Below are 24369 nucleotides of genomic sequence, written 5' to 3'. Positions count from 1 at the left end.
CTGACTGCTTTTTCAGCAGCCACGACCGGGCCAGACGAGGTGTTTAGGCGTTTCTAGAAGCGCGCCTTGGGCGTCGCCATGGGAATCGGATGTTGACCATCCAGCGGCAAGAAGCAGCCCTTATCCGCGTCATAAGCTTTGATTTCGCTGGTTTCGATGCTGTAGACCCAGCCATGGATAAACAGTTGCCCGTTGGCCATGCGCGAAGCCACGGAAGGATGGGTACGCAGGTGCTGCAATTGTGCGATGACGTTTTCTTCGGTCAGCACCTGCATGCCTTCGTGTTCGTCAGCGCACTGGCAGTTCTCCTGGACCATGGTTTTCGCCACTTCGGCGTGACGCAACCAGGCCTTGACGGTGGGCATCCTCTCCAGGCTTTGCGGATTGAGTACAGCGCGCATGGCACCGCAATCGGAGTGCCCGCAAATAATGATGTGCTGCACACCCAGGGCCAGAACGGCGTATTCGATCGCCGTGGAAACACCACCGTTCATTTGCCCATAGGGCGGAACGACGTTGCCGACATTACGGGTGACAAACAGATCGCCTGGGGCGCTTTGGGTAATCAATTCGGGAACGATGCGTGAGTCGGCACATGCAATGAACATCGCTCGCGGCCGTTGCGCCGTGGCGAGCTTCTTGAACAGCTCTTCCTGCTGCGGGAAGACTTCATGATGAAAATGCAGAAAGCCATCGACGATATGTTGCAGCGCTGCATCTGCGGTTTCGGCCCCGGGAGGGGCCGAAACCAATGCAGCCGGCGGCTGTTTATCCTGGTCACTCATGGATCATCCTCTTTGACGAGTTAGCGAATCTTCCCGTTTTACCTGGGACAGAGCCAACGGCTGGCCGAAAAACAAATCCGTGACCAGCCGGTCACTCGATGAGCACCGTAACCAGCAAAACTTAACTCAAACTGAATCAGTGGCTCTAAACCGCACATTTAAAGGATTACTGCAGATATTTCATACCGTGGTACGTATTACATAGCACTATAAACACTATTAATTCGTAGGCTATAACAACGACATTTGCGCACCCGGAGGGCAAAAGGCACTGCAATCCAGGTTGAACCCCTCACGCTGATTCAGCCCAAGGCGCTTGAGGGTCTTGGCAAACCGCTGCGCCAACAGGTCGGCAAATGGCCCTTCGCCACGCATGCGCACGCCAAATCGACTGTCGTACAGCTCGCCGCCGCGACTTTGGCGAATCAGGCTCAATACGTGAGCTGCACGCTGCGGGTAGTGGGCCGCCAGCCACTCTTCAAATAGCGGAGCGACTTCCAACGGCAGCCTGAGCATCATGTACGCCGCACTTTGAGCCCCGGCGGCGTGGGCTGCCGTGAGCAGGCTTTCCAGCTCGCTGTCGTTGACCATCGGAATCATCGGCGAACACAGCACGCCCACCGGAATACCCACCTCGCGCATCACCCGAATCGCCCGTAACCGTGCCTTGGGGGCCGCCGTGCGAGGTTCGAGTATGCGTTTGAGCTCATCATCCAGACTGGTCAGGCTGATCATCACCGCCACCAGCCGTTGCTCGGCCAATTCGCTCAACAAATCCAGGTCGCGAAGGATCAGCGAGCCCTTAGTGATGATAGTCACCGGATGCCGGTAGCGTAGGAGCACCTGCAAAATTCGCCGGGTGATTTTTTGTTCGCGCTCGATGGGCTGGTAGGGGTCGGTGTTGGAACCCAGATTGATTGGCGCACATTGATAGCCACGCTTGCTGAGTTGCTGCTCAAGCACGTCGGCCGCGTTGGTTTTAGCAATCAGGCGAGTCTCGAAGTCGAGCCCGGGGGAGAGGTCCCAGTAGGCGTGGCTAGGCCTGGCGTAACAGTAGATGCATCCGTGTTCGCAGCCCCTGTAGGGGTTGATCGAACGATCGAACGGCAGGTCCGGTGAGTTGTTGCGGGTAATGATGGTTTTCGCCGTCTCCATGCGCACCTCTGTGCCTTGGGTCAGCGGCACTTCCTGATACCAACCGTCGTCCTCGGCGACCGAACGACTGGGTGCAAAGCGATTATGCGGATTGGCTGCGGTACCTCGCCCGCGAGGTGGCAGGGAACTGATCATCGAACTCATCCTTTATCTGTATATTCATACAGTACTCCAACAGGCCGTGCGCCGACGAGTACCGTTCGGCATGCCGATCGGCCGTGCGGAGAGATGGCAATCAACTACATTGATTAATCAAGTAATTAATAATTAGTAACTTTTGACCTACATAGTTATTGGCTTGGCCTGGGTTTTTAGCTTTAGTTTTCACTCCGCAAATAATTTGCACTCGACATCAACCTAAAGGACTAAGTCATGTCTTATTTCAATCAACGCGGTATATTCCTGCAACTCATGCAACCCGGCCCATCGGAACCCAACACCTGGGTGTCGATGCAACTTTCTCGAAAGGAAATGGGGTGGAATGCGGAAAATGAAACCCAAACGGAAACCCTGGTCGACTCGATCTTTGTCACCGCAATATCCCGCGATAATGGAAACACCTTCACCCTCAGCGGACTGAAAAAAGATGTGGACGGCGACGGTGATTTGGATGCCGCCGACGAAGACAAACTAAAAGCACTCGCCAAAGCCTACGCCAGCATCGTCAGCCCTTAAGCACGGTAGGTACTGTATGTTTCCATGCACTGCCAGTGGCGTATTTCTGCAAAGAGTGGATGACGCAGACACCGTCAAAATTCTTATTACATTGTCCAGAAGTAATAGCGACTCCTCTGTTTGCGCTACCACCCACTTAACCTTGCATATCGACAAGCAGGACAACAGCACCACGTTCGACTTCGACCCTTGGTCCGACATTAACGTTGTCCCTGACGGCAGCATTGATGAAAAAGACATTGAAGCTATCCGCAAACTTGCAGTGACTTTTTACCGTCAATCGACCATCGATCCAGAACTTGTAGTATTTCTCACGGTGCTTAACAATCCTGCGGACGTGCTTCGAGTAAAAGTTTCCTTGTTCGAACGGGTTGAGGATGAAGAGAAACTTTTTCCTTACGATTACTCTTATACGGCTACGTCGGTCGATAACGGGATTAACTTCCAGCTGGACAGAGTGAATCCTCATAGCGGCAGTCAGCCACACGAGGCTTCCAATCTGGCGCCCCTGCTCAGGGCATTCATCAGCATGAAGCTGTAGGTGAATGCCGTTCGTTGAGGGGCTTGATCATTGAACAAATCTTTGACAAGCCCCTCACGGACCTTTGACTGCCAAACGCCCACGCTAGCAAGCTGTCATCCTTCACGGTTTACCCAGCTCATGTCGAATCAACGCTTGCTGTTCGTACTGTACTTATCGTTCATGGCGTTTTTTTCGATTCATCCGGCTCAAGCCGCATCAACGTCATTCTTGCGCCCCGGCGAATGGGCGCAACCCATCGAAGCGCAGTACGACCTCTTTCAGATGTCGCCAACGCTCTACCGCAGTGCACTGCCGGATGACGGCGTCCTGCCCCTGCTCGACAGGCTCAAGGTGCGCACAGTGATCACCTTTCTGCCGCAGTCCGATGCGCAGTGGCTAACCGCTCCCGGAATCAATCTGGTGCAGATTCCCTACAGGACCAACCATGTCGACGACAGCCTGGTCTTGAGTGCCCTGCGGGCGATAGAGACTGGCCAGAGCAAAGGCCCGGTACTGATGCATTGCAAGCACGGCTCGGACCGCACAGGCCTGATTGCGGCAATGTACCGAGTGGTCGTACAGGGTTGGAGCAAGGAGGGTGCACTGCAGGAAATGACCGAAGGCGGATTCGGCGACAGTCATCATTTCAAGGACGGCATACGCTACATGATGCATGCCGATATCGATAAGCTGCGCGCGGCTCTGGCCAATGGGGAATGCAGCACCAGCGTATTTGCCACATGCTCAATGAAGAGCTGGTTCAAATCCGTCAGCGAGGGTAAGTCGGCGCTATAGACGCCTTCGGGCCGGCTCCCGGAGGAGAGGAGCCGGCCGCGCAATCAGGCGTCGTCGGTTTTTTTCTTCAGCTTTGGATTGACGAAAAATTGCACGGTCTGGACCTTGGCGTCCGCAACCTTCACCGCACTGGTGTTGACCCGCGTACCCAACTCCTTGGGTACCGACAGACCCTGCTCGTTGAGCGTATCGCTGTAACCGCAAGCCACGCATTCGCGATGCGGAACATCGTCTTCGCTCCACATCATCAACTTGTCCGGCTCGCTGCACGCCGGGCACACGGCTCCGGCGATAAAGCGTTTCTTGGTTTTGCTCACAGGCCCATCACTCATGCTGCTACGTCCTCATTCAGGCCGCTGTGACGCAGGAGTGCGTCAATCGACGGCGCCCGTCCGCGGAAATCGACGAACAGCACCATCGGCTCCTGAGAACCGCCACGCGCCAGGATCGCTTCACGGAAGGCACGACCCGTCGCTGCGTTGAGTACGCCTTCTTCCTCAAACTTCGAGAACGCATCGGCCGACAGCACTTCAGCCCATTTGTAGCTGTAATAGCCTGCGGCGTAACCACCGGCAAAGATGTGCGCAAAGCTGTTGGGGAAGCGGTTGTAGGCAGGCGGACGCATCACCGACACCTCGTCACGCACGCCCTCGAGCACCTGTGCAACGCTGCGGCCATCACCGTGGGTGGCATGCAATTCGAAATCGAACAGGGAAAACTCCAGCTGGCGCACCATCATCAGCCCGGACTGGAAATTCTTAGCCGCGAGCATTTTCTGCAGCAGGTCCTGCGGCAGCGGTTCGCCACTTTCATAGTGACCGGAAATCAGCGCCAGGCCTTCGGGCTCCCAGCACCAGTTTTCCATGAACTGGCTCGGCAACTCGACCGCATCCCAGGCCACGCCATTGATCCCGGAGACACCGGCGTGATCGACGCGGGTCAGCAGATGGTGCAGGCCGTGACCGAACTCGTGGAACAAGGTGGTCACTTCATCGTGGGTCAGCAGAGCCGGCTTGCCGCTGTCAGCCGGGGTGAAGTTGCACACCAGATTGGCCACCGGGCTCTGCAACGCGCCCTCGGCGGTGCGGCGACGGTCACGGGCGCCATCCATCCACGCACCGCCACGCTTGTTGGCGCGTGCGTACAGATCGAAGAAGAAACGCCCTACGTGCTGGCCGTTTTCACTGATTTCGAACAGGCGAACATCGGGATGCCAGGTATCGAAACCTTTTTGCTCGACGATCTCGATGCCATACAGGCGCTGGACAATCGCGAACAACCCGCCCAGCACTTTGTCGATCGGGAAGTACGCGCGCAGCGCTTCCTGGGAGACGCTGTAACGCTGCTCACGGAGTTTTTCGCCATAAAACCCGCTGTCCCAGCTTTGCAGGTCCGCACAACCCTGCTCAGCGGCATAGGCCTTGAGCTGTTGCAGATCCTGGGCGGCGAATGGTTTGCTGCGCTTGGCAAGGTCGCGCAGGAAGCTCAGCACCTGATCAGTGGACTCGGCCATCTTGGTCGCCAGACTCAGTTCCGAAAAACTCGAGAAACCCAACAACTTGGCCAATTCCTGACGCAAGTCGAGGATCTCTTCCATGACCGGGCCGTTATCATTCTGACCGGCGTTCGGGCCTTGGTCTGACGCACGAGTGCAGTAAGCAGCGTAGACTTCTTCACGCAAAGCACGGTCGTGGGCGTAGGTCATCACCGCGTAGTAGCTCGGAAACTCCAGGCTGATCAGCCAGCCATCGAGGCCCTTGGCCTGTGCGGCCGCAGCCATCTGTGCCTTGGCCGAATCGGTCAGGCCGGCCAGCGCCGCCTCATCACTGACGTGTTTGGTCCAGGCCTGGGTGGCATCGAGCAACTGGTTGGAGAAGCGGCTGCCCAGTTCAGACAACTTGCTCTGCACTTCGGCGTAGCGCTGCTGCTCAGCCTCTGGCAGGTCGATACCCGACAGACGGAAGTCGCGCAGCGAGTGCTCGATGATGGTTTTTTGCGCAACGTCGAAGCCGCTGGCTTCAGGGCTGTTGGCCAGGGCTTCGAACGCCTGGAACAGTTCGCGGTTCTGCCCCAGTTCAGTGGAGTAGGCGCTCAGGGCCGGCAGGCAGGACTCATAGGCCTCTCGCAGTTCGGCGCTGTTGCACACGGCATTGAGGTGGCTGACTGGGCTCCAGGCAGCGCCCAGGCGGTCGTTGAGCTCGTCCATCGCCAGCACCAGGCCGGCCCAGGTCGGTTGTTGGCCCTGGGTCTTGAGGATCTCGGCAATGGCGGCGCGGTTGTCGGCGAGGATCTGTTCGATGGCCGGCTGCACGTGTTCGGCGCGGATCGCCGAGAACGGCGGTAGGTCGTAGGGCTGCAAAAGAGGGTTGTTCACGCTCACGGTTGGCACCTTGGCTGGAAGAAACATGGGGCCATCTTAATTACAATCGACGCTCACCGCAGCTATCAGCAAAAGAGAGAGAGCCTATCGTGTCCCTTCGCAAGTACCAGAACCACACCCCCGTACTCGGCAACGGCGCGTTCGTCGACGGCTCGGCGGTGGTCATCGGCGACGTCGAGATCGGCGCCGACAGCTCGGTATGGCCGCTGACCGTGATCCGCGGTGACATGCACCGCATCCGCATTGGCCAACGCACCAGCGTGCAGGATGGCTGTGTCCTGCACATCACCCATGCCGGCCCATTCAACCCCGACGGTTTCCCTCTGCTGATCGGCGATGACGTGACCATCGCTCACAAGGTCATGCTGCACGGCTGTAACATCGGTAGCCGGATTTTGATCGGCATGGGCAGCATCGTGATGGATGGCGCCATTGTCGAGGACGAGGTCATCATCGGCGCCGGCAGCCTGGTGCCACCGGGCAAACGCCTGGAAAGTGGCTACCTGTACGTGGGCAGTCCGGTAAAGCAAGTTCGCCCATTGACTGACAAGGAGCGCGCATTTTTTACCTATAGCGCCGGCAACTACGTCAAGCTCAAAGACCTGCATCTGGCCGAAGGCTACGACCAGCTCTGACTCTTATTCGGGACATTTCATGCATTACCAAACTGTTTTGTTCGACCTTGATGGCACCCTGACAGACCCGCGCGAGGGCATTACCCGCTCTATCCAATATGCCCTGAGCAACCTGGGGATCGACGAGCCGGACCTGGGCAAACTGGAACACTTCATCGGCCCGCCGTTGCTGCAGGCTTTCATGCAGTTCTACGGCTTCGACGAAGCCAAGGCGTGGCAGGCGGTGAATTTCTATCGCGAACGCTTCAAGGTCACCGGCCTGTACGAAAACCGTGTGTTTGATGGCGTCACGCCATTACTGGAGACACTGAGCGTACAGGGCCGGCAGCTGTATATCGCGACGTCCAAACCCTGGGTGTTTGCCCGGGAAATTGCCCGACATTTCGACTTCGACCGGCACTTCAAGGTGATTTACGGTAGCGAACTCGACGGCACCCGCACCGACAAGGTCGAACTGATTGCCCACCTGATCGGCGAAGAAGGCCTGGACCCCTCCACTACGCTGATGATCGGCGATCGCAAGCACGACCTGATTGGCGCCCGCCGCAATGGCCTGGATGCTGCCGCCGTGGGTTATGGGTTCGGCAGCCACGAAGAGTTGAGCGCGGAACAACCGGCCTATCACTTCGAGACCCTGGCAGACCTGCATCAGGCCTTCTTGCGCGGGTAGTCTGCTTTCCGCCCGGGTGTACTCAGTCGTCCAATGACATCAGCGCCCGTTTGCGTTGCGCGGGCGCCAGCGCGCCCACTCGCTCCGCCGCCAAGTAAAACTTCTGCCAGTCGCCGCCCGCCTGCCTGAACAGCTCGGCGAATGCTGGCACCCATTGGTCATACAGGCCGAACGGCAGTAGCCGGGCGTTGTTCATCGGCGCGTCGATCCACGCATCAAAGCGTCGGCTGCCAGCCCATTGGCTGTCGCGCAGGGTCTGGTAGTCAGCGCGCAAGCGCGTGAATTCAGCGGCCTTGCGCCGACGCATTTCGTCGCTCGCCAGGGGCAGGGCATACAGTTTTTCCAACCGCGCACGGGTGTCCAGCAACAACTGAATGAACTGGTCGCGCTGTCGCTCCTGCGCATCATTCAGCGCAGGCAGGTTGCGCGCCGCGCGCCACTGGCGCGTGCCTTCCTGCTCGACAAAGCTGGCGAAGGACTCGTTGAACTCAGTGTCGTCTTTCACATAAAGGCGTTGGTGCGCCAGCTCATGAAAGATCAGGGTCGCCAGCCGCTCGTCGCCCCAACCCAGCATTGAATTCATGATCGGATCATCGAACCAGCCCAGGGTTGAATAGGCCTCGACGCCGCCGATCGCCACGTCCATGCCCTGCTGGCGCTGGAGAGCCGCCTCACCGCGCGCGGCACCCTGCTGGTAATAACCGCGGTAGGCCACACAGCCGGCAATCGGGAAGCAATAGTTCTGCGGACGGAGGGAAAATTCCGGAGTGACAAACACATTCCACACCACGTAGGAGCGGCCAATGTCTGCGTAGAGGCGGTAACTCTGGTTATCCGGCAGGTGCAGGTGCTGGCTAGCGAAGTCCCGGGCCCGTTGCGATTGCTCCAGGTGTGCGCGCAGTTTCGCGTCACTGGCCGGGTCGGCAATGACCTGGCTGACCGGAACACGAGCGTTTAACAACTGCAATTGACCACTGGCCAACTGGCTGTAGTAACTGACGCTGGCACAACCGTTCAGCAGCAAAAACATCACACTCGGAAACAAAACGCGCAAAACGCGATCAAGTAACCGATGGCTCGCAAGCAGCCTGATCACATCGAATCATCCTTGGGGAGTCTGCCTGCAAGACTATCTCGCCTGACTGGAGCTTCGCCATGCGCGCATTAATACTGAGTGGAGGCCTGCTGACGCTAGCCGGCTGTGCCGGATTGCCACAACCTGACCCAACACAAGCCTGGATTGATCTCACACCCCATGCCAAGGACACCGCGCTGCAGGCGCTGGAAGTCGATGAAAAGGCCACCCTCGATAAACGTTACTTCGAAGTCCCCCCCGGCAGCCATGAGCTGACGGTGCGCTATCAGTTTGCCGTCGAGCCGAGCAACATCGGCCCCGATGCGCAAACACTGTGGCGTGATTGCCAATTGAGCGTGAAATACACCGATTTCAACGCCGGCGGTCGCTATCAACTGCAGGCGGGAAATATCGGTTTTCGGCCCTGGGCCAAACTCTACGATGAGCAGCGAAAAGTCGTCGGTCAGGCCCGTCCGACAGGCTGCCAGGGCACCTGATCGGCGCTATGCTTAATACCTGACCGCACGGAAATAAATCATGCACAGGTATTTGCTGCTTCTCGCCCTCACCGCACTCTCGGGCTGCACCACGTCACCCTTGCCAACGGTCGATCCGAAAATGGCCTGGGTCGATTTCGCCATGCCGTCGCCGGGCGGCAAAGTGCTGATGGCCGAGCGCCTGGACAATCAACGCCTGACCGACGGCCGTTTTTTCCAGGTCACGCCCGGTCACCATGAACTGATGGTGCGCTTTGATTTTGAAGTTTTTGGCGGCGGCATGGGCGGCATGAACACCGATCCGCAGGAGCGGTTGTGCTACATGACCCTCTCTTACGACCATTTCCAGGCGGGCCAGCGCTATCGCCTTGAAGCCCGCTCGCTGGCCTTCACGCCCAGCGCTCGACTGTACGACGCCAAGCGTCAGATCGTCGCCGAAGAACGTCAGATCAATTGCGTACCCTGAGGCGACTTATCGATCGTTCTTCTGGTAGATGATTTTCTTGCTGCCATTTTCGCAACTGCCGACCACCATGTTCTGGTCGTGCACTTCATCGTTGCTGACAATTTCCAGGGTGTAGGAAGAGACGTTGTTGGCCTGAATCTTGGCTTCGATCTCGGCCTTGAGCTCTTCGCACGGCTTGGGCGCCGCCAGGGCCGATGTGGTCAGCGCAGCGCAGATTACCGCCAAGGCAAAACGTTTCATGGTTGAAGCTCCCTCTAAGCAGCGCACACGGGCGTGTGCTCAAGCTGCTGTCATTAATTCGACCATCATTGTGCCAGACGAGTTCTGCGTTGCGCTGCCTCCATCTCCAGCAGGGGAGGGCTCAGGTGATGAGCTGACCGTCCAGGCTGATTTTCGCGTTCAACACCTTGGATACCGGGCATCCTTCCTTGGCCTTTTTGCTCAGCTCTTCAAATTGCTGCTGGCTGGCGCCAGGTATTTTTGCCTTGAGGACCAAGTGAACTGCGGTAATCGCAAAACCGCCGTCAACCTGATCCAGGGTGACTTCGGCCTGGGTATCAATGCTCTCAGCCGTAAGTCCTGCCTCGCCGAGAATCATGGAAAAGGCCATGGAAAAACAACCCGCATGTGCGGCCCCAATCAGTTCTTCCGGGTTAGTGCCCTTGCCGCCCTCGAAGCGCGCTTTGAAGCCGTAAGGCGCCTCGCGCAGCACACCGGTTTCCGTGGATATCGAGCCAATACCGGTTTTCAGATCACCTGCCCAATGCGCCGATGCTTTCTTGATGATGCTCATCTGTGCCTCCTCAGAATCCGGCGCGAGGGTTCGCGCCTTGATGGTTTTCGCTTCCCAAGGTTTCTGAGGATAGATCGCAGGACAAAGTTCACATTGTCGGATAAGACCGACTATCCGGTAGGCAATTTCAAGCCTGCTATTGAAACTCGGGTATATGCCCACATTGCATAGAACAGGCTTATACATTCGGCAGGTTTTCGTTGGTGAGAAAAGCCTGCACCGCCCCCCTTTTGGAGAAGCAGGCTTATGAAACAGCTGTCCGATATCAAGTTTTCGACCCTGGACCTGGTGCCCGTCCGGGAGAACGGTAGCCCTGCGCAATCGCTGCGTAACTCACTGGATTTGGCGCAACACGTCGAACAATGGGGCTACAACCGTTTTTGGGTGGCCGAACACCACAACATGGACGGCATCGCCAGTTCTGCCACCTCGGTGCTGCTGGGCTATCTGGCCGGCGGCACGAAGAACATTCGCGTGGGTTCCGGCGGGGTGATGCTGCCCAACCATGCGCCGCTGGTGATTGCCGAACAATTCGGCACACTGGAAAGCCTGTATCCCGGGCGCATCGACTTGGGCCTGGGGCGCGCCCCTGGCTCCGACCAACTGACCGCCCGTGCCTTGCGCCGCGAGCGCTCGGGCAGCGCCGACGACTTCCCGGAAGACGTCGCAGAGCTGGTGCGCTACCTCGGTCCACGCACGCCAGACCAACGCATCATTGCTATGCCCGGCACCGGGACCAACGTACCGATCTGGCTGCTGGGTTCCAGCCTGTTTAGTGCACAACTGGCAGGGGAGCGCGGCTTACCCTACGCCTTTGCCTCACATTTCGCACCGCGTTACATGCACGAAGCGATTCGCGTCTATCGCAACCACTTCAAGCCTTCAGCCGTGCTGGATAAACCCTACGTGATGCTGGGCGTGCCACTGGTAGCTGCCGACACTGACGACCAGGCCGACTACCTAGCGACGTCGGTCTATCAGCGGATCCTGGCGTTGATGCGTGGCCAGAGCCTGGTGCAGCGCCCACCAGTGAAATCCATGGACGGTTTGTGGCTGCCGCATGAGAAACAGGCTGTCGGCGATTTCCTCGGACTGGCCATGGTCGGTAGTCCGGCGAAGATCCGCGGCAAGCTCGAGGTGCTGATCGAGCAGACCCAGGCCGATGAACTGATCTTTACCTGCGACCTGTATGAGCATGCTGACCGCCTGCACTCCTACGAGTTGCTGGCGCAGGTCATGAAGGGTTGAATACCCTGTGAGCACCCATGAAAAAGCCGACGCCTGAGCGTCGGCTTTCTTGTGTGGAATGGGTCACTTTTTGTAGACGATTTCCTTGGAGCCACCTTCGCAGGTGCCCACAACTTGTCCGCCTGTCGAAGCGTTTTTGTCGACGATTTCCAGCGTGTACCCGGAGACGCCCTTGGCGTCGAGCTTCGCTGCAATTTCCGTCTTGAGTTCCTCACACGGCTTACCCGCCGCCAGCGCTGTACCCGCAATGCTCAGCAAGCCCAAAGCCAGAATCAATTTCTTCATCGGTCACATTCCTTGGTCGAATCAAAAGGTTATAAATAAAGTCCAAGACTCCAGTGTCCGAGTCTAAATAGCGCTTTGCCACTTCCTATGGCAATCAGCCAGCGAACGAGTTCATTAGCCTGCGATCACCCTCAACTATTGGCGATCCGAAAGCCCACCTTGAGCGTCACTTGAAAATGCGCCGCCTTGCCGTCCTTGATGTGCCCGCGGGTATCGACCACCTCGAACCACTCCAGGTGTTTGATGCTTTTGCTGGCTTCGGCCAGCGCATTGTTGATCGCATCTTCGATGCTGGTAGGGGATGAGCCCACCAGTTCAACTTTCTTGTAAGTGTGATGGTCAGTCATGGCGATCTCCTTAAGTGTTAATACAGACTAGCAGTGATTTTTCGTATTTCTTCTGTGTGCATTTCCTCAGAGAAGGTTCAGATTTTTCGGCACTTTCGCGAAGCGCCGGAGTCGGAACCAACACATGCCACTCAATCAATGCAGGAGAGTCACCATGGCCAACACCTCGTTGCGCAAAGCTTCATTGCAAAGCATGGAAGCCGAGATCGAGAGTCTGCTCAAGTCGTTGGAAAGCTTGAAAAGCGATGCCTCTGACGAGTCGCTGAAAACCCTGAAAACCTTGAAAGGCAATGCCGAGAGCGCGCTCAAACACTCGCGCAGCCTGCTCAGCGACGCGTACGAAGAAGTCAAAGTGAAAACCCGCGAGACCGGGATCGCCACCCGCGACTACGCGCAGGAGCACCCGTGGACCACGGCGGGTGTCGCAGTCGGTGCCCTGGGCCTGTTGGCGGCGTATCTGTTGTGCAAACGCGGCGACTAATCCGCCTGGCGCAGTTCGTTTTTCAGCCACTGCGCCAGTTGCCGAGCGCGCCCGTCCGCGGCGCGCTTGGGTAACCACAACGCCAGTTGCGCCGGGGTTTGCGAAAAGCCCCACGGCGCAATCAGGCGACCCGCCTTCAAATCCTCAGCCACCAGCGGCTGTGGAGCGATAGCCACTCCCAAACCGGCAACCGCCGCCTCCAACAGATAATACAAATGCTCGAAACCCTGGCCGAACTTCAAGGCATGCGGGTCGAGGTGATTGTGTTGCGCCCAACTGGGCCAGGCTTGCGGGCGTGAGGTTGTGTGCAACAGGGCTTGCTCGAGCAGGGCGCTGGCCGGCGCCGCACGTAATGTTTCGTATGCGGCGCAACGTGGGCTGAGCACCGGGCCGATGCATTCACTGGCCAGTTCATAGACGTGCATGTCCGCTGGCCACGGCGGCTCGGCGAAAACCAGCAGGGCGTCCAGTCCAGGGCGGCGCGGATCGAGATCACCTTCGCCCGCCGACAAATGCAAGCGCAGGTCCGGGAGATCGGCATTCAATCGTCCCAGGCGCGGAATAAACCAGCGCGCCAACAAACTGCCAGAGCAGCCGAGCACAAAGGGCGCATCGGCGTGACCCTGCGTCAGCTCAGCGCAAACGCTGCGTAGTCGCTCAAAAGCATCGGCACTGGCATCGCGCAGACGTACGCCGGCATCTGTGAGTTTAATGCCGCGGCCATCTTTGACGAACAGGCTGATGCCCAAGTGTTCTTCGAGGACTTTCAGTTGCCGGCTCACGGCCCCATGAGTCACGTGTAATTGCTCCGCCGCCTGACTGACGCTATTCAGGCGAGCAGTGGCTTCGAAGGCGCGCAGGGCGTTGAGAGGGGGCAGGTCGTGGCTCATGGATAGGTGAGTTTTCCTGACAGGTCGTGGCGATCTTATCGGTTTTCACCGGGGAGCGTCAGGGGTAGAGTGAACGCCATTATCTCTTCACGCATTCACCTGGAGCGCCCCATGACCCAGACTAATCTGCGCAACGGCCCTGACGCCAGCGGCCTGTTCGGCGCGTTCGGCGGCCGTTACGTTGCCGAAACCCTGATGCCGTTGATCCTCGACCTGGCCCGTGAATACGAAGCCGCCAAAGAGGATCCAGCCTTCAAAGAAGAACTGGCCTACTTCCAGCGCGACTACGTCGGCCGCCCAAGCCCGCTTTATTTCGCCGAGCGTCTGACCGAATTCTGCGGCGGCGCAAAAATCTATCTCAAACGCGAAGAGCTGAACCACACCGGCGCGCACAAGATCAACAACTGCATCGGCCAGATCCTGCTGGCTCGGCGCATGGGCAAGAAACGCATCATCGCCGAGACCGGCGCCGGCATGCACGGTGTGGCCACAGCCACCGTCGCCGCGCGCTTTGGCCTGGAATGTGTGATCTACATGGGCACCACCGACATAGAGCGGCAACAGGCCAACGTGTTCCGTATGAAACTGCTGGGCGCTGAGGTGATCCCGGTGGTTGCCGGTACCGGTACCCTGAAAGACGCGATGAACGAAGCCCTGCGTGACTGGGTGACCAACGTCGACAGCACCTTCTACCTGATCGGCACCGTGGCCGGTCCACACCCTTATCCGGCAATGGTCCGCGATTTTCAGGCAGTGATCGGCAAGGAAACTCGCGACCAACTGCAGGCTCAGGAAGGCCGTCTGCCCGACAGCCTGGTGGCCTGCATCGGCGGTGGCTCGAACGCCATGGGACTGTTCCACCCGTTTCTCGATGACCAAGGTGTCGAGATCATCGGCGTTGAAGCGGCAGGGCACGGCATCGAAACCGGCAAGCACGCCGCCAGCTTGAACGGTGGCGTACCGGGCGTGTTGCACGGCAACCGCACCTTCCTGCTGCAGGACGACGATGGCCAGATCATCGATGCACACTCGATTTCTGCCGGTCTCGACTATCCGGGCATCGGCCCGGAACACGCCTGGTTGCATGACATCGGTCGTGTTCAATACACCTCGGTGACCGACGACGAAGCCCTCGATGCGTTCCACAAGTGCTGCCGCCTGGAAGGGATCATTCCAGCGCTGGAAAGCGCCCACGCCCTGGCAGAAGTGTTCAAACGTGCACCGACCTTGCCCAAGGATCACCTGATGGTGGTCAACTTGTCCGGCCGAGGTGATAAAGACATGCAAACAGTGATGTTCCACATGGAACAATCCAAGCAGGAGAAACACTGATGAGCCGCCTGCAGACTCGTTTCACCGAACTCAAAGAGCAGAACCGTGCGGCCCTAGTGACCTTCATCACCGCTGGCGACCCGAACTACGACACCTCCCTGGCGATCCTCAAGGGCCTGCCAGCGGCGGGGGCGGACGTGATCGAACTCGGCATGCCCTTCACCGACCCAATGGCCGATGGCCCGGCGATCCAGTTGGCCAACATCCGGGCGCTGGGTGCCAAACAGAACCTGGCGAAAACCCTGCAGATGGTTCGCGAGTTCCGTGCCGAGAACAACGACACCCCGCTGGTGCTGATGGGTTACTTCAATCCGATTCACTACTACGGCGTTCCACGCTTCATCGCCGATGCCAAGGAGGCCGGCGTCGATGGTCTGATCGTGGTGGATATGCCGCCTGAACATAACGGCGAACTCTGTGATCCGGCTCAAGCGGCAGGTCTGGACTTTATCCGCCTGACCACCCCGACCACTGACGACGCACGCCTGCCGACCGTACTCAACGGCAGCTCGGGCTTCGTCTATTACGTGTCGGTTGCCGGTGTGACCGGTGCCGGCGCGGCCACCTTGGAGCATGTCGAGGAAGCCGTCGCTCGTCTGCGTCGACACACCGATTTGCCAATCAGCATCGGCTTCGGTATCCGCACTCCGGAGCAGGCGGCTGCGATTGCTCGCCTAGCGGACGGCGTGGTGGTGGGTTCGGCCCTGATCGATCACATCGCCAACGCGACGACATCCGAGCAAGCCATCGATGGCGTGTTGAGCCTGTGCTCGGCGCTGTCACAAGGTGTGCGTAACGCGCGCACTGCTTGAGTATCTAAAAGCGGCATCGAAGGCTCAGGTTTTTGCCCTGGGCCTTTTTTATGCGCATCTAGAAATTCGACAGATCCAGCGGCCGAATAGCGCCCATCCAGATTGCGTGATCGGTGTGGTCCAGCAGGTCATTACCGGTTTCCGGGTGCAGGAACACCACCAAGCCGTTTCGATTAAGCGCCAACCATGGCAGCACCACGCCAATCAATTCCGGCTCGAACGCCAACTGACAACTCCAGTCGGGATGGGGGCCGACCGGCCGCTCGTGGACCCGCCCCATCCGCAGTTTGAATGTCTGAGCAGCCTGCTCACACAAAGCCCGGGCCTGGTCGATAGTGGTCGCATCAAAATAAACGTGGGCGTGATAGCCCTTGATCCGTTGCATATCATTCTCGTGGCGCAAATGATCAAGCTACACCGCAATTGATGGCAGGGCCAAGCCTGTCAGCGATTCAGCACTACTGGCCTGCTCACTCATCAACCAGTCGACGAACTGCTGGATCAACGCGCGCCGCCTTTTGCGCTGAGGCAATACCACGTAGTAGCCAAAGCTCGACAGCGCCGTCTCGTTGATCGGGCGCACCAGCAAGCCTTGCGTCAGCAGGTTATCAACCAGATGACGCCAACCGATGGCCACCCCTTGGCCGCCAATCGCCGCCTGAATCAACAGCGTGTAGTTATCAAAGCGCAGTTGCCCCGGTGCGGGCGAAGTGCCGATCCCCAGACTGCGGAACACGCCGCTCCAATCAAACCAGTGACTGCGGTTCTCGCCGCGCAGATGAAGCAAGGGCAGCTCCATGAGTGCCTGGGCGGGAAGGGGAGCAGGTCGGTCCTTGAGTAGCAAAGGGCTGCAAACTGGAAACACCTCTTCACTGAACAACCAATGACTTTCGCCCTGCTTGAAGCGCCCATCGCCAAACAGCACCGCTACATCAATGTCGGTACGCAGCATGTTGTGACTGCGTTCGCTGGTGACCAGGCTCACATCCACCTGGGGATTGGCCTGGTGAAAGCGATGCAACCGTGGCATCAGCCAGTAGGCGGCAAAGGCGAAGTCGGTGGCCACTTGCAACACCTCGTGCTGGTGCTGGGCGCTGATTGCATTCAGGCCATCATCGATGCCCTGCAAGCCGGCCTGTACATGCTCGAACAGAATGGTCCCGGCTTCCGTCAATTCGATGCCCCGATAAATGCGGTCGAACAGGCGCGTATCGAGTTGCTCCTCCAGCCGTTTGAGCTGCTGACTGACCGCAGGTTGAGTGGTTCCCAGTTCAACTGCCGCAGCGGTGAAACTGCGATGGCGCGCCGCCGCTTCAAAGGTACGCAGCAGATCCAGCGATAACTCACCAAGGGCGTCATACATAAGCTGTCGTTATCCTAGTCATTGCCGGCCATGGGCTTTACCACGAAGTGAGCGGACTCCATTCTCGATCGCAGCACTTTCGCATAACTGCTCACTATGGAATGCCGCGATCACATGAAGCGCAAGAACATTCTTTTCATCATGGCCGATCAAATGGCCGCGCCACTGTTGCCGTTCTACGGTTCATCACCGATCAAGCTGCCCAACCTGAGCCGTCTCGCTGCCGAAGGCGTGGTGTTCGAAGCCGCCTACTGCAACAGTCCGTTGTGCGCGCCTTCACGCTTCACCCTGGTCAGCGGTCAGTTACCGAGCAAAATCGGCGCCTACGACAATGCGGCGGACTTCCCCGCCGACGTCCCGACCTATGCCCATTATCTGCGCCGGCTCGGCTATCGCACCGCACTCTCGGGGAAGATGCACTTCTGCGGGCCGGACCAACTTCACGGTTATGAAGAACGCCTGACCAGCGACATCTACCCGGCGGACTATGGCTGGGCCGTGAATTGGGATGAGCCGGACGTGCGCCCAAGCTGGTATCACAACATGTCATCGGTGCTGCAAGCCGGCCCATGTGTGCGCACCAACCAGCTGGATTTTGATGAAGAGGTGGTGTTCAAGGCGCAGCAGTATCTGTTCGATCACATTCGTGAAGACGGCGATCAACCGTTTTGCCTGACGGTCTCGATGACCCACCCTCACGACCCGTACACCATTCCCAAGGCATTCTGGGACCTATACGACGACCAGGACATCCCGCTGCCGGAAACTCCCGATCAGTCCGACCTCGATCCGCACTCCCAGCGCCTGCTCAAGGTCTACGACCTGTGGAACAAGCCATTGCCGGTGGAGAAAATCCGCGATGCGCGCCGCGCCTATTTTGGTGCGTGCAGCTACATCGACGCCAATGTCGGCAAGCTCATGCAAACACTTGAAGAGACCGGTCTGATCGACGACACCATCATCGTCTTCTCCGGCGACCACGGGGACATGCTGGGCGAGCGCGGCCTCTGGTACAAAATGCACTGGTTCGAAATGGCGGCCCGGGTACCGCTGCTGATCAGCGCACCGGGACAGTTCGCAGCCGGGCGTGTGAGTGCCGCAGTCTCTACCGCCGACCTGCTGCCGACTTTCGTCGCGCTCGCCGGCGGCCAACTGGAGCCAGGTCTGCCACTGGACGGTCGCTCGTTGTTGCCGCATCTGCAAGGGCAGGGCGGGCATGACGAAGTGTTTGGCGAATACATGGCCGAAGGCACCGTCAGCCCACTGATGATGATCCGACGCGGGCCGTACAAATTTATCTACAGTGAAAGCGATCCCTGCCTGCTGTACGACGTGAGCAACGACCCGCTGGAGCGCGAAGAGCTCAGCCAGTCAGCGGACCACCGGGAACTGTTCGCCGCGTTCCTCGCCGAAGCACGCGCCAAGTGGGACATTCCAACCATTCACAACCAAGTCCTTGCCAGCCAGCGCCGCCGCCGCTTCGTCGCCGACGCGCTGACCCTGGGCAAGCTCAAGAGCTGGGATCACCAGCCAATGGTCGACGCCAGTCAGCAGTACATGCGCAACCACATCGACCTCGATGATCTGGAGCGCAAGGCTCGTTATCCACAACCCTGCCAAAACCAATAACGTAAGGGGAAGAAGAGCATGCAAAGGTTATCCACCGTATTGAGCGCGGGCCTGCTGGTGATCTGCGTTCCGGCCTGGGCCGACGACACCAGCTGCGCCACCGTAAAGATGGCCGACCCCGGCTGGAGCGATATTGCCGCGACCAATGCGATCACTGGCTTCCTGCTCGATGGCATGGGTTACAAGGCCAAGGTCGATACCCTCGCCGTGCCGATCACCTTTGGCGGACTCAAGGACGGTCAGGTCGATGTCTTCCTCGGCAACTGGATGCCGGCGCAGCAGGGCTTCTATGACAAGTTCGTCGCCACTGGAGATGTCACCCAGTTGGCCAAGAACCTCGATGGCACCGAGTTCACCCTGGCTGTACCGGACTATGTGTGGGACGCCGGGGTGCGGAATTTTGCCGACCTGAACAAGTACGCCGACAAGTTCGACCGGAAAATCTATGGCATCGGCTCCGGCGCGCCGGCCAACCTCTCGCTGCAGGAAATCATCAAGAAGAATGACTTCGAAATGGGTCAATGGAAACTGGTGGAGTCCAGTGAGCAGGCAATGCTCGCCGAAGTCTCGCGAGCAGTGAAAAAGCAGAAGTTCGTGACCTTCCTTGGCTGGACTCCGCACCCAATGAACGTGCAATTGAAAATGCACTACCTCAAGGGCGGCGAGAAATATTTCGGCGACACCGGCAGCGTGTACACCCTGACTCGCAAGGGTTATGCGCAGGCCTGCCCGAATGTCGGCAAGCTGCTGACCAACCTGAGCTTCACCCAGGACATGGAGAACAGCATCATGGCCGAGGTGGTGAATAAGAAGGTCAGCAACGCCGATGCCGCAAAAGCCTGGATCAAAGCCAACCCGGCGGTACTGGAAAAATGGCTGGACGGGGTCAAGACGGCGGATGGCAAAGACGCGCTGCCGGCGGTGCAAGCCAAGCTCTAAATCTGCTCGACCCGGGTCTGTTCCTGCCAGCAGCGCGGGAACATTCGCCCGGGCCCTGATACTCTTTGGCAAACACCCCAATCGCGAGGATTCATGGCAATCCCCAGTCGCCATTCGCTCTTTCCCTTTCTCAAATGGCTGCCCCGGCAAACCCGCGCTAGCGTCGGCCGCGACCTGTTGGTGGGCCTGAGCGGCGCCATTCTGGCGTTGCCACAATCCATCGCCTACGCATTGATCGCCGGCCTTCCCCCGGAATACGGCTTGTACGCCGCCATCATCCCGGTGCTAATCGCCTGCCTCTGGGGTTCTTCCTGGCATTTGATCTGCGGTCCTACAGCAGCCATATCCATTGTTCTCTATGCCAGCGTCAGCCCTCTGGCCGTCCCGGCGTCGCAGGACTACATCACCCTGATCCTGTTGCTGACCTTCCTCGCCGGGGTCTTCCAATGGCTATTGGGACTTCTGCGCTTCGGCGCCCTGGTGAATTTCGTCTCGCACTCGGTGGTACTGGGATTCACCCTGGGCGCCGCCGTCGTTATCGCCCTCGGACAGTTGCCGAACCTGCTGGGGCTGGACCTGCCGAGCCAGGCAACCGCGCTCAATAGTCTGCTGTCACTGGTCAACCATCTCGACGCCGTGGATAAACCGTCGTTGGCGCTGGGCCTCGGCACCCTGGCACTGGGCATTCTGATCAAGTTGTGGCGACCGCGTTGGCCGAGCCTGTTGATCAGCCTGATCGCCGGCAGCCTGCTGGTATGGCTGTGGCCATCGATGTTCGGTCATGTGGCGCTGGTCAGCGCATTTGTTGGACGCCTGCCGCCATTTAGCCCGTTGCCGCTGGATCTGGAATTGGTGCTGCGCCTGCTGCCGAGTGCGGTGGCCGTCGGCATGCTCGGCCTGGTCACCAGCCTGTCGATTGCCCGCTCGTTGTCGGCGCGCTCGCAGCAGTTGCTCGATGCCAATCAGGAAGTCCGCGCCCAGGGGCTGTCGAACATTGTCGGCAGTTTTTTCTCCGGCTCGCTGTCGGCCGGCTCCTTTACTCGTTCCGGGTTGAGCTATGAGGCGGGCGCTTGTTCGCCGCTGGCCGGTGTGTTCTCGGCGCTCTGGGTGGCGCTGTTTGCGGTGAGCGGCGCGGCGCTGATCGCGCACATTCCGATTCCGGCTATGGCCGGCAGCATCCTCCTGATTTGCTGGGGCCTGGTGGACCATCGCGGGATTCGCTCGCTGTTCCGGGTCAGCCGTGCCGAGTTCGTGGTGATGGCGCTGACCTGTGTCGCCACACTGCTGTTGGAGTTGCAGACCGCGATCTACGCCGGCGTGCTGGCCTCGCTGTTCTTTTATCTGAAACGCACCTCGCAGCCGCGAGTGCAGCAGTGGCGCGAAGGTGACGAGGAAATCCTGCGGGTCGGCGGCTCGATCTTTTTCGGCGCCAGCCATTACCTGCAAGTGCGCCTGCAACGCACCCAGGGCCTGAAGGTGGTGATCGAGGCGCAGTACATCAACTTCATCGATTACTCGGGCGTGGAGATGCTCCATCAAGAGGCCCGTCGCCTGCTCAGACAGAAGCGCAGCCTGACCCTGCGCCGGGCGCGGGTTCATGTAATCGAGGAACTGCGCAAACTCGAAGGGCTGGAGAAGTGCCCGATACGATTCGAAGACTAGGCGAGCAGCCGGCGTAGTTCGGCAAGCACTGGCGCGGTGTCCGGACGCACGCCGCGCCACAGGAAGAACGCTTCGCCAGCCTGCTCGGCGAGCATGCCCAGGCCGTCCATCGTCACGCCGCCCTGATCGGCCGCCCAGCGACAGAACGAGGTCGGCTCCTTGCCGTACATCATGTCGTAGCACAGGGTCTTGCCCGGTTCGATCAGGCTGCCGGCAATCGGCGGTACATCGCCCGACAGACTGGCCGACGTGGCGTTGACAATCAGGTCCACCGGCTCACGCAGCCAACCGAAACCACTCGCCGACACCGGGCCGAGATCAGTGAACAATTCACACAACAATTCGGCTTTTTCCACCGTGCGGTTGGCGATGATCACCGACGCCGGTTGTTCGGCCAGCAGTGGCTCCAGCGCACCCCGCACCGCACCGCCAGCCCCCAGCAACAGGATGCGTTTGCCGCGCAGGCTGAATCCAGCGTTGACCGTCAGGTCACGGACCAGTCCAGCGCCGTCGGTGTTATCGCCCAACAGGCTGCCGTCCGCTTGCTTGCTCAAGGTGTTGACCGCACCTGCCCGTTGCGCGCGAGGGGTCAGCTGATCGGCCAGGCGATAGGCTTCTTCCTTGAATGGCACCGTCACGTTGGCGCCGCGACCTTCGCGGAAAAATGCCCGGGCACAGCCGGAAAAATCATCCAGTGGCGCCAGCAAGGTCTGGTAATCGAGTTGCTGGGCGGTCTGCTCGGCGAACAGGCGATGGATCAATGGCGACTTGCTATGGCCAATCGGGTTACCGAAAACTACGTACTGATCCATCTCACAACCTCTGGGTAAGCGCCTTCAGGTTCGCTATTAAACAGTGCCTGCCAACCAGTCCCGGTCCTGCAGGAAGTACTCGGTCAAGCGTGCCTCTTCACTGCCGGGCTCGGCTTTCCAGTCATAGCCCCAACGCACTTGCGGCGGCAGCGACATGAGGATCGACTCGGTGCGCCCGCCCGATTGCAGGCCGAACAATGTGCCACGGTCGTAAACCAGGTTGAACTCGACATAACGCCCGCGACGAAATTCCTGGAATTCACGCTGTTGCGCGGTGAAGGCTTGGGCCTTGCGTCGCTGCACGATCGGCAGGTAAGCGTCGATGTAGGCATCGCCAATGGCGCGCATGAAGGCAAAGCTGGTATCGAAGTCCCACTCGTTCAGGTCATCGAAGAACAGACCGCCAATGCCGCGAGGCTCGTTGCGATGCTTGATGTGGAAATAGCTGTCGCACCAGTCCTTGTAGCGGCTGTAGACGTCTGCCCCGAACGGCGCACAGGCCTGAGCGGCGACACGGTGCCAATGCACGCAGTCTTCTTCATTGCCGTAGTAAGGGGTCAGGTCGAAGCCGCCGCCAAACCACCAGACCGGCTCTTCGCCTTCTTTTTCGGCGATGAAAAACCGCACGTTGGCGTGGGACGTCGGCACATGGGGATTGTGCGGATGAATCACCAGCGACACGCCGAGGGCTTCAAAGCCACGCCCAGCCAATTCAGGCCGATGCGCGCTGGCGGAAGGGGGCAAACCGCTGCCGAAGACGTGAGAAAAGTTGACCCCGCCTTTTTCGATGAGCGCGCCATTTTCGATCACCCGCGTGCGACCGCCACCGCCGGCAGGCCGGGTCCAGGCGTCTTCGACAAAACGAGTGCCGCCGTCTTCGGTTTCCAGTGCAGCACAAATGCGGTCTTGCAGGTCGAGCAGGTAGGCTTTAACGGCCTCGGTGCGGGTAGTCATGGCATCACCTTGAATCGGGCAAAGCTACGTGGCGCCCGCACGGAGCGGCGGCCAACGCAAATGGGCGCGTAGCATACCACTGCACCCACACCTGCCGCAGTTGACGAAGGTCAAGCTTAGGAGTCCGATAGACCCCCTACGCAAAACCACCCAAGGAGAGTGCAGATGGCCAAACGTATCCAGTTCAGCGCCCATGGCGGCCCCGAAGTACTTGAGTACGTGGATTATCAGCCCGCCGAGCCAGGCCCGCATCAAGTCCGGGTGAGTAACAAGGCGATCGGCCTGAACTTCATCGACACCTATTTCCGCAGCGGTCTCTATGCGCCTCCGGCCTTGCCGTCGGGCCTCGGTGCGGAAGGCGCCGGCGTGGTCCAGGCGGTGGGCAGCGAAGTCACCCGGTTCAAGGTCGGTGATCGCGTGGCTTATGGCAGCGGCCCGCTGGGCGCCTACAGCGATGTACACGTGCTACCCGAAGCCAACCTGGTGCATCTGCCGGACGCTATCAGTTTCGAGCAGGCCGCCGGGGTGATGCTCAAGGGCCTGACGGTGCAGTACCTGTTGCGTCAGACTTATGAACTCAAGGGCGGCGAAACCATCCTGTTCCACGCCGCAGCCGGGGGCGTCGGCTCGCTGGCCTGCCAATGGGCCAAGGCGCTCGGGGTGAAACTGATCGGCACCGTCAGCTCGCCGGAAAAGGCCGCACTGGCCAAGGCCAACGGCGCTTGGGCGACCATCGACTACAGCCACGAAAACGTTGCACAACGAGTGCTGGAACTGACCGATGGGCAGAAATGCCCGGTAGTTTACGACGGTGTCGGCAAAGACACCTGGCTGACCTCCCTCGACAGCACTGCGCCCCGTGGCCTGCTGGTGAGCTTCGGCAATGCCTCCGGTGCCGTTGACGGCGTTAACCTGGGGATTCTGGCGGCCAAAGGCTCGCTGTACGTCACTCGCCCGACGCTGGCGACCTACGCCAACAACGCCGACAACCTGCAGCGCATGGCCGATGAGCTGTTCGAGATGATCATCAGTGGCCAACTGAAGGTGGATATCAGCCAGCGCTATTCGCTGGCCGACGCGGCCAAGGCGCAGGCAGAGTTGTCGGCGCGGCGCACTACCGGCTCGACCATTCTCCTGCCCTGAAATAAGCCGCTTTCGCTGGCGCT

The 24369-nt window shown here is 59.2% G+C and carries 29 protein-coding genes; 15 read left to right on the top strand and 14 right to left on the bottom strand.

Annotation, left to right across the window (positions count from 1 at the left end; all coding sequences use genetic code 11):
- Window positions 1–53 precede the first annotated feature (53 nt).
- Both KW062_RS01070 and KW062_RS01065 read right to left on the bottom strand, forming a co-directional pair.
- Entirely contained in the window at window positions 54–785 is a 732-nt protein-coding gene (locus tag KW062_RS01070; protein ID WP_027616626.1) for a carbonic anhydrase, read from the bottom strand.
- A 231-nt stretch (window positions 786–1016) separates the two neighbouring features.
- The gene (locus tag KW062_RS01065) at window positions 1017–2075 is read right to left on the bottom strand and encodes a PA0069 family radical SAM protein (RefSeq protein ID WP_105753507.1); all 1059 of its coding nucleotides are present in this window, start codon (window positions 2073–2075) and stop codon (window positions 1017–1019) included.
- Between the two features lie 237 nt (window positions 2076–2312).
- On the opposite strand from KW062_RS01065, the gene KW062_RS01060 reads away from it, so the two are divergent.
- The 3 genes from KW062_RS01060 (at window position 2313) to KW062_RS01050 (ending at window position 3933) form a co-directional block, all read left to right on the top strand.
- A complete protein-coding gene (locus KW062_RS01060; RefSeq protein WP_027616628.1) occupies window positions 2313–2615 on the top strand; it encodes a hypothetical protein in 303 nt (100 codons plus the stop codon).
- A 16-nt stretch (window positions 2616–2631) separates the two neighbouring features.
- Window positions 2632–3156 (top strand): hypothetical protein, encoded by a 525-nt coding sequence (locus KW062_RS01055; RefSeq protein ID WP_105753508.1) that lies wholly within the window; start codon window positions 2632–2634, stop codon window positions 3154–3156.
- Window positions 3157–3276: 120 nt separating this feature from the next.
- Window positions 3277–3933 (top strand): phosphatase domain-containing protein, encoded by a 657-nt coding sequence (locus tag KW062_RS01050; protein ID WP_027616629.1) that lies wholly within the window; start codon window positions 3277–3279, stop codon window positions 3931–3933.
- A gap of 44 nt (window positions 3934–3977) precedes the next feature.
- Here the strand turns inward: KW062_RS01050 and KW062_RS01045 are convergent, their stop codons facing one another.
- Together KW062_RS01045 and prlC are read right to left on the bottom strand one after the other, a co-directional pair.
- The gene (locus KW062_RS01045; RefSeq protein ID WP_027616630.1) at window positions 3978–4265 is read right to left on the bottom strand and encodes a YheV family putative zinc ribbon protein; all 288 of its coding nucleotides are present in this window, start codon (window positions 4263–4265) and stop codon (window positions 3978–3980) included.
- Window positions 4262–6340: an oligopeptidase A gene (gene prlC, locus KW062_RS01040; RefSeq protein WP_177327209.1), complete on the bottom strand. Its 2079-nt coding sequence runs from the start codon at window positions 6338–6340 to the stop codon at window positions 4262–4264. Before prlC ends, KW062_RS01045 begins: the two co-directional genes overlap by 4 nt.
- 62 nt (window positions 6341–6402) lie before the next feature.
- Between prlC and KW062_RS01035 the strand changes: the two genes are divergently transcribed.
- Window positions 6403–6948, top strand: a complete 546-nt coding sequence (locus KW062_RS01035) for a gamma carbonic anhydrase family protein (RefSeq protein WP_105753509.1) — start codon at window positions 6403–6405, stop codon at window positions 6946–6948.
- Window positions 6949–6967: 19 nt separating this feature from the next.
- Window positions 6968–7618 carry an HAD family hydrolase gene (locus tag KW062_RS01030; protein WP_105753510.1) on the top strand — a complete coding sequence of 217 codons (651 nt, stop codon included), beginning with the start codon at window positions 6968–6970 and terminating at the stop codon, window positions 7616–7618.
- Window positions 7619–7640: 22 nt separating this feature from the next.
- Here KW062_RS01030 and KW062_RS01025 read toward each other — a convergent pair whose 3' ends face one another.
- Window positions 7641–8714 (bottom strand): aminopeptidase, encoded by a 1074-nt coding sequence (locus KW062_RS01025; protein WP_027616634.1) that lies wholly within the window; start codon window positions 8712–8714, stop codon window positions 7641–7643.
- A 59-nt stretch (window positions 8715–8773) separates the two neighbouring features.
- Here KW062_RS01025 and KW062_RS01020 point away from each other — a divergent pair, with 59 nt between their 5' ends.
- Entirely contained in the window at window positions 8774–9190 is a 417-nt protein-coding gene (locus KW062_RS01020) for a PA0061/PA0062 family lipoprotein (protein ID WP_027616635.1), read from the top strand.
- Window positions 9191–9230: 40 nt separating this feature from the next.
- Entirely contained in the window at window positions 9231–9656 is a 426-nt protein-coding gene (locus KW062_RS01015; RefSeq protein ID WP_027616636.1) for a PA0061/PA0062 family lipoprotein, read from the top strand.
- 6 nt (window positions 9657–9662) lie between these two features.
- On the opposite strand, the gene KW062_RS01010 is transcribed toward KW062_RS01015, so the two are convergent.
- Complete coding sequence (locus KW062_RS01010; RefSeq protein ID WP_027616637.1) at window positions 9663–9896, bottom strand: DUF1161 domain-containing protein; 234 nt, start codon at window positions 9894–9896, stop codon at window positions 9663–9665.
- Between the two features lie 121 nt (window positions 9897–10017).
- Complete coding sequence (locus KW062_RS01005; protein ID WP_027616638.1) at window positions 10018–10449, bottom strand: OsmC family protein; 432 nt, start codon at window positions 10447–10449, stop codon at window positions 10018–10020.
- Window positions 10450–10695: 246 nt separating this feature from the next.
- Between KW062_RS01005 and KW062_RS01000 the strand changes: the two genes are divergently transcribed.
- Entirely contained in the window at window positions 10696–11697 is a 1002-nt protein-coding gene (locus tag KW062_RS01000; RefSeq protein WP_027616639.1) for an LLM class flavin-dependent oxidoreductase, read from the top strand.
- Window positions 11698–11760: 63 nt separating this feature from the next.
- Here KW062_RS01000 and KW062_RS00995 read toward each other — a convergent pair whose 3' ends face one another.
- Window positions 11761–11982, bottom strand: coding sequence for a DUF1161 domain-containing protein (locus KW062_RS00995; protein ID WP_027616640.1), 222 nt, complete (start codon window positions 11980–11982; stop codon window positions 11761–11763).
- Between the two features lie 131 nt (window positions 11983–12113).
- Window positions 12114–12329 carry a dodecin gene (locus KW062_RS00990; protein ID WP_027616641.1) on the bottom strand — a complete coding sequence of 72 codons (216 nt, stop codon included), beginning with the start codon at window positions 12327–12329 and terminating at the stop codon, window positions 12114–12116.
- Between the two features lie 154 nt (window positions 12330–12483).
- On the opposite strand from KW062_RS00990, the gene KW062_RS00985 reads away from it, so the two are divergent.
- Window positions 12484–12810: a DUF883 family protein gene (locus tag KW062_RS00985; RefSeq protein WP_027616642.1), complete on the top strand. Its 327-nt coding sequence runs from the start codon at window positions 12484–12486 to the stop codon at window positions 12808–12810.
- Here KW062_RS00985 and KW062_RS00980 read toward each other — a convergent pair.
- Window positions 12807–13700 (bottom strand): LysR family transcriptional regulator, encoded by an 894-nt coding sequence (locus KW062_RS00980; protein ID WP_105753512.1) that lies wholly within the window; start codon window positions 13698–13700, stop codon window positions 12807–12809. The genes KW062_RS00985 and KW062_RS00980 overlap by 4 nt on opposite strands.
- 111 nt (window positions 13701–13811) lie before the next feature.
- On the opposite strand from KW062_RS00980, the gene trpB reads away from it, so the two are divergent.
- Window positions 13812–15032, top strand: coding sequence for a tryptophan synthase subunit beta (gene trpB, locus KW062_RS00975; protein WP_027616644.1), 1221 nt, complete (start codon window positions 13812–13814; stop codon window positions 15030–15032).
- On the top strand, window positions 15032–15844 hold the full coding sequence (gene trpA, locus KW062_RS00970; protein ID WP_027616645.1) for a tryptophan synthase subunit alpha: 813 nt from the start codon (window positions 15032–15034) through the stop codon (window positions 15842–15844). Before trpB ends, trpA begins: the two co-directional genes overlap by 1 nt.
- Window positions 15845–15902: 58 nt before the next feature.
- On the opposite strand, the gene KW062_RS00965 is transcribed toward trpA, so the two are convergent.
- Window positions 15903–16229, bottom strand: coding sequence for a DOPA 4,5-dioxygenase family protein (locus KW062_RS00965; RefSeq protein ID WP_027616646.1), 327 nt, complete (start codon window positions 16227–16229; stop codon window positions 15903–15905).
- 27 nt (window positions 16230–16256) lie between these two features.
- Window positions 16257–17207, bottom strand: a complete 951-nt coding sequence (locus tag KW062_RS00960; protein ID WP_027616647.1) for a choline sulfate utilization transcriptional regulator — start codon at window positions 17205–17207, stop codon at window positions 16257–16259.
- A gap of 114 nt (window positions 17208–17321) precedes the next feature.
- Here KW062_RS00960 and betC point away from each other — a divergent pair, with 114 nt between their 5' ends.
- From betC to KW062_RS00945, 3 genes are all read left to right on the top strand, one after another.
- Window positions 17322–18836, top strand: coding sequence for a choline-sulfatase (betC, locus tag KW062_RS00955; RefSeq protein ID WP_105753513.1), 1515 nt, complete (start codon window positions 17322–17324; stop codon window positions 18834–18836).
- An 18-nt stretch (window positions 18837–18854) separates the two neighbouring features.
- Window positions 18855–19775, top strand: coding sequence for a choline ABC transporter substrate-binding protein (choX, locus tag KW062_RS00950; protein ID WP_027616649.1), 921 nt, complete (start codon window positions 18855–18857; stop codon window positions 19773–19775).
- A 93-nt stretch (window positions 19776–19868) separates the two neighbouring features.
- Window positions 19869–21437 carry a SulP family inorganic anion transporter gene (locus KW062_RS00945; protein ID WP_105753514.1) on the top strand — a complete coding sequence of 523 codons (1569 nt, stop codon included), beginning with the start codon at window positions 19869–19871 and terminating at the stop codon, window positions 21435–21437.
- On the opposite strand, the gene aroE is transcribed toward KW062_RS00945, so the two are convergent.
- Both aroE and hemF read right to left on the bottom strand, forming a co-directional pair.
- Entirely contained in the window at window positions 21434–22249 is an 816-nt protein-coding gene (aroE, locus tag KW062_RS00940; protein ID WP_105753515.1) for a shikimate dehydrogenase, read from the bottom strand. The two genes, KW062_RS00945 and aroE, sit on opposite strands and share 4 nt — an antisense overlap.
- 36 nt (window positions 22250–22285) lie before the next feature.
- Entirely contained in the window at window positions 22286–23203 is a 918-nt protein-coding gene (gene hemF / locus KW062_RS00935) for an oxygen-dependent coproporphyrinogen oxidase (RefSeq protein ID WP_027616652.1), read from the bottom strand.
- A 165-nt stretch (window positions 23204–23368) separates the two neighbouring features.
- Here hemF and KW062_RS00930 point away from each other — a divergent pair, with 165 nt between their 5' ends.
- Entirely contained in the window at window positions 23369–24346 is a 978-nt protein-coding gene (locus KW062_RS00930) for an NADPH:quinone reductase (RefSeq protein ID WP_105753516.1), read from the top strand.
- Window positions 24347–24369 lie beyond the last annotated feature (23 nt).

Source organism: Pseudomonas fluorescens, from assembly GCF_019212185.1.
Classification (GTDB): Bacteria; Pseudomonadota; Gammaproteobacteria; order Pseudomonadales; family Pseudomonadaceae; genus Aquipseudomonas.
Note: the sequence above shows the minus strand (reverse complement) of the source record. Positions and strands in the feature narration are given on the sequence as shown.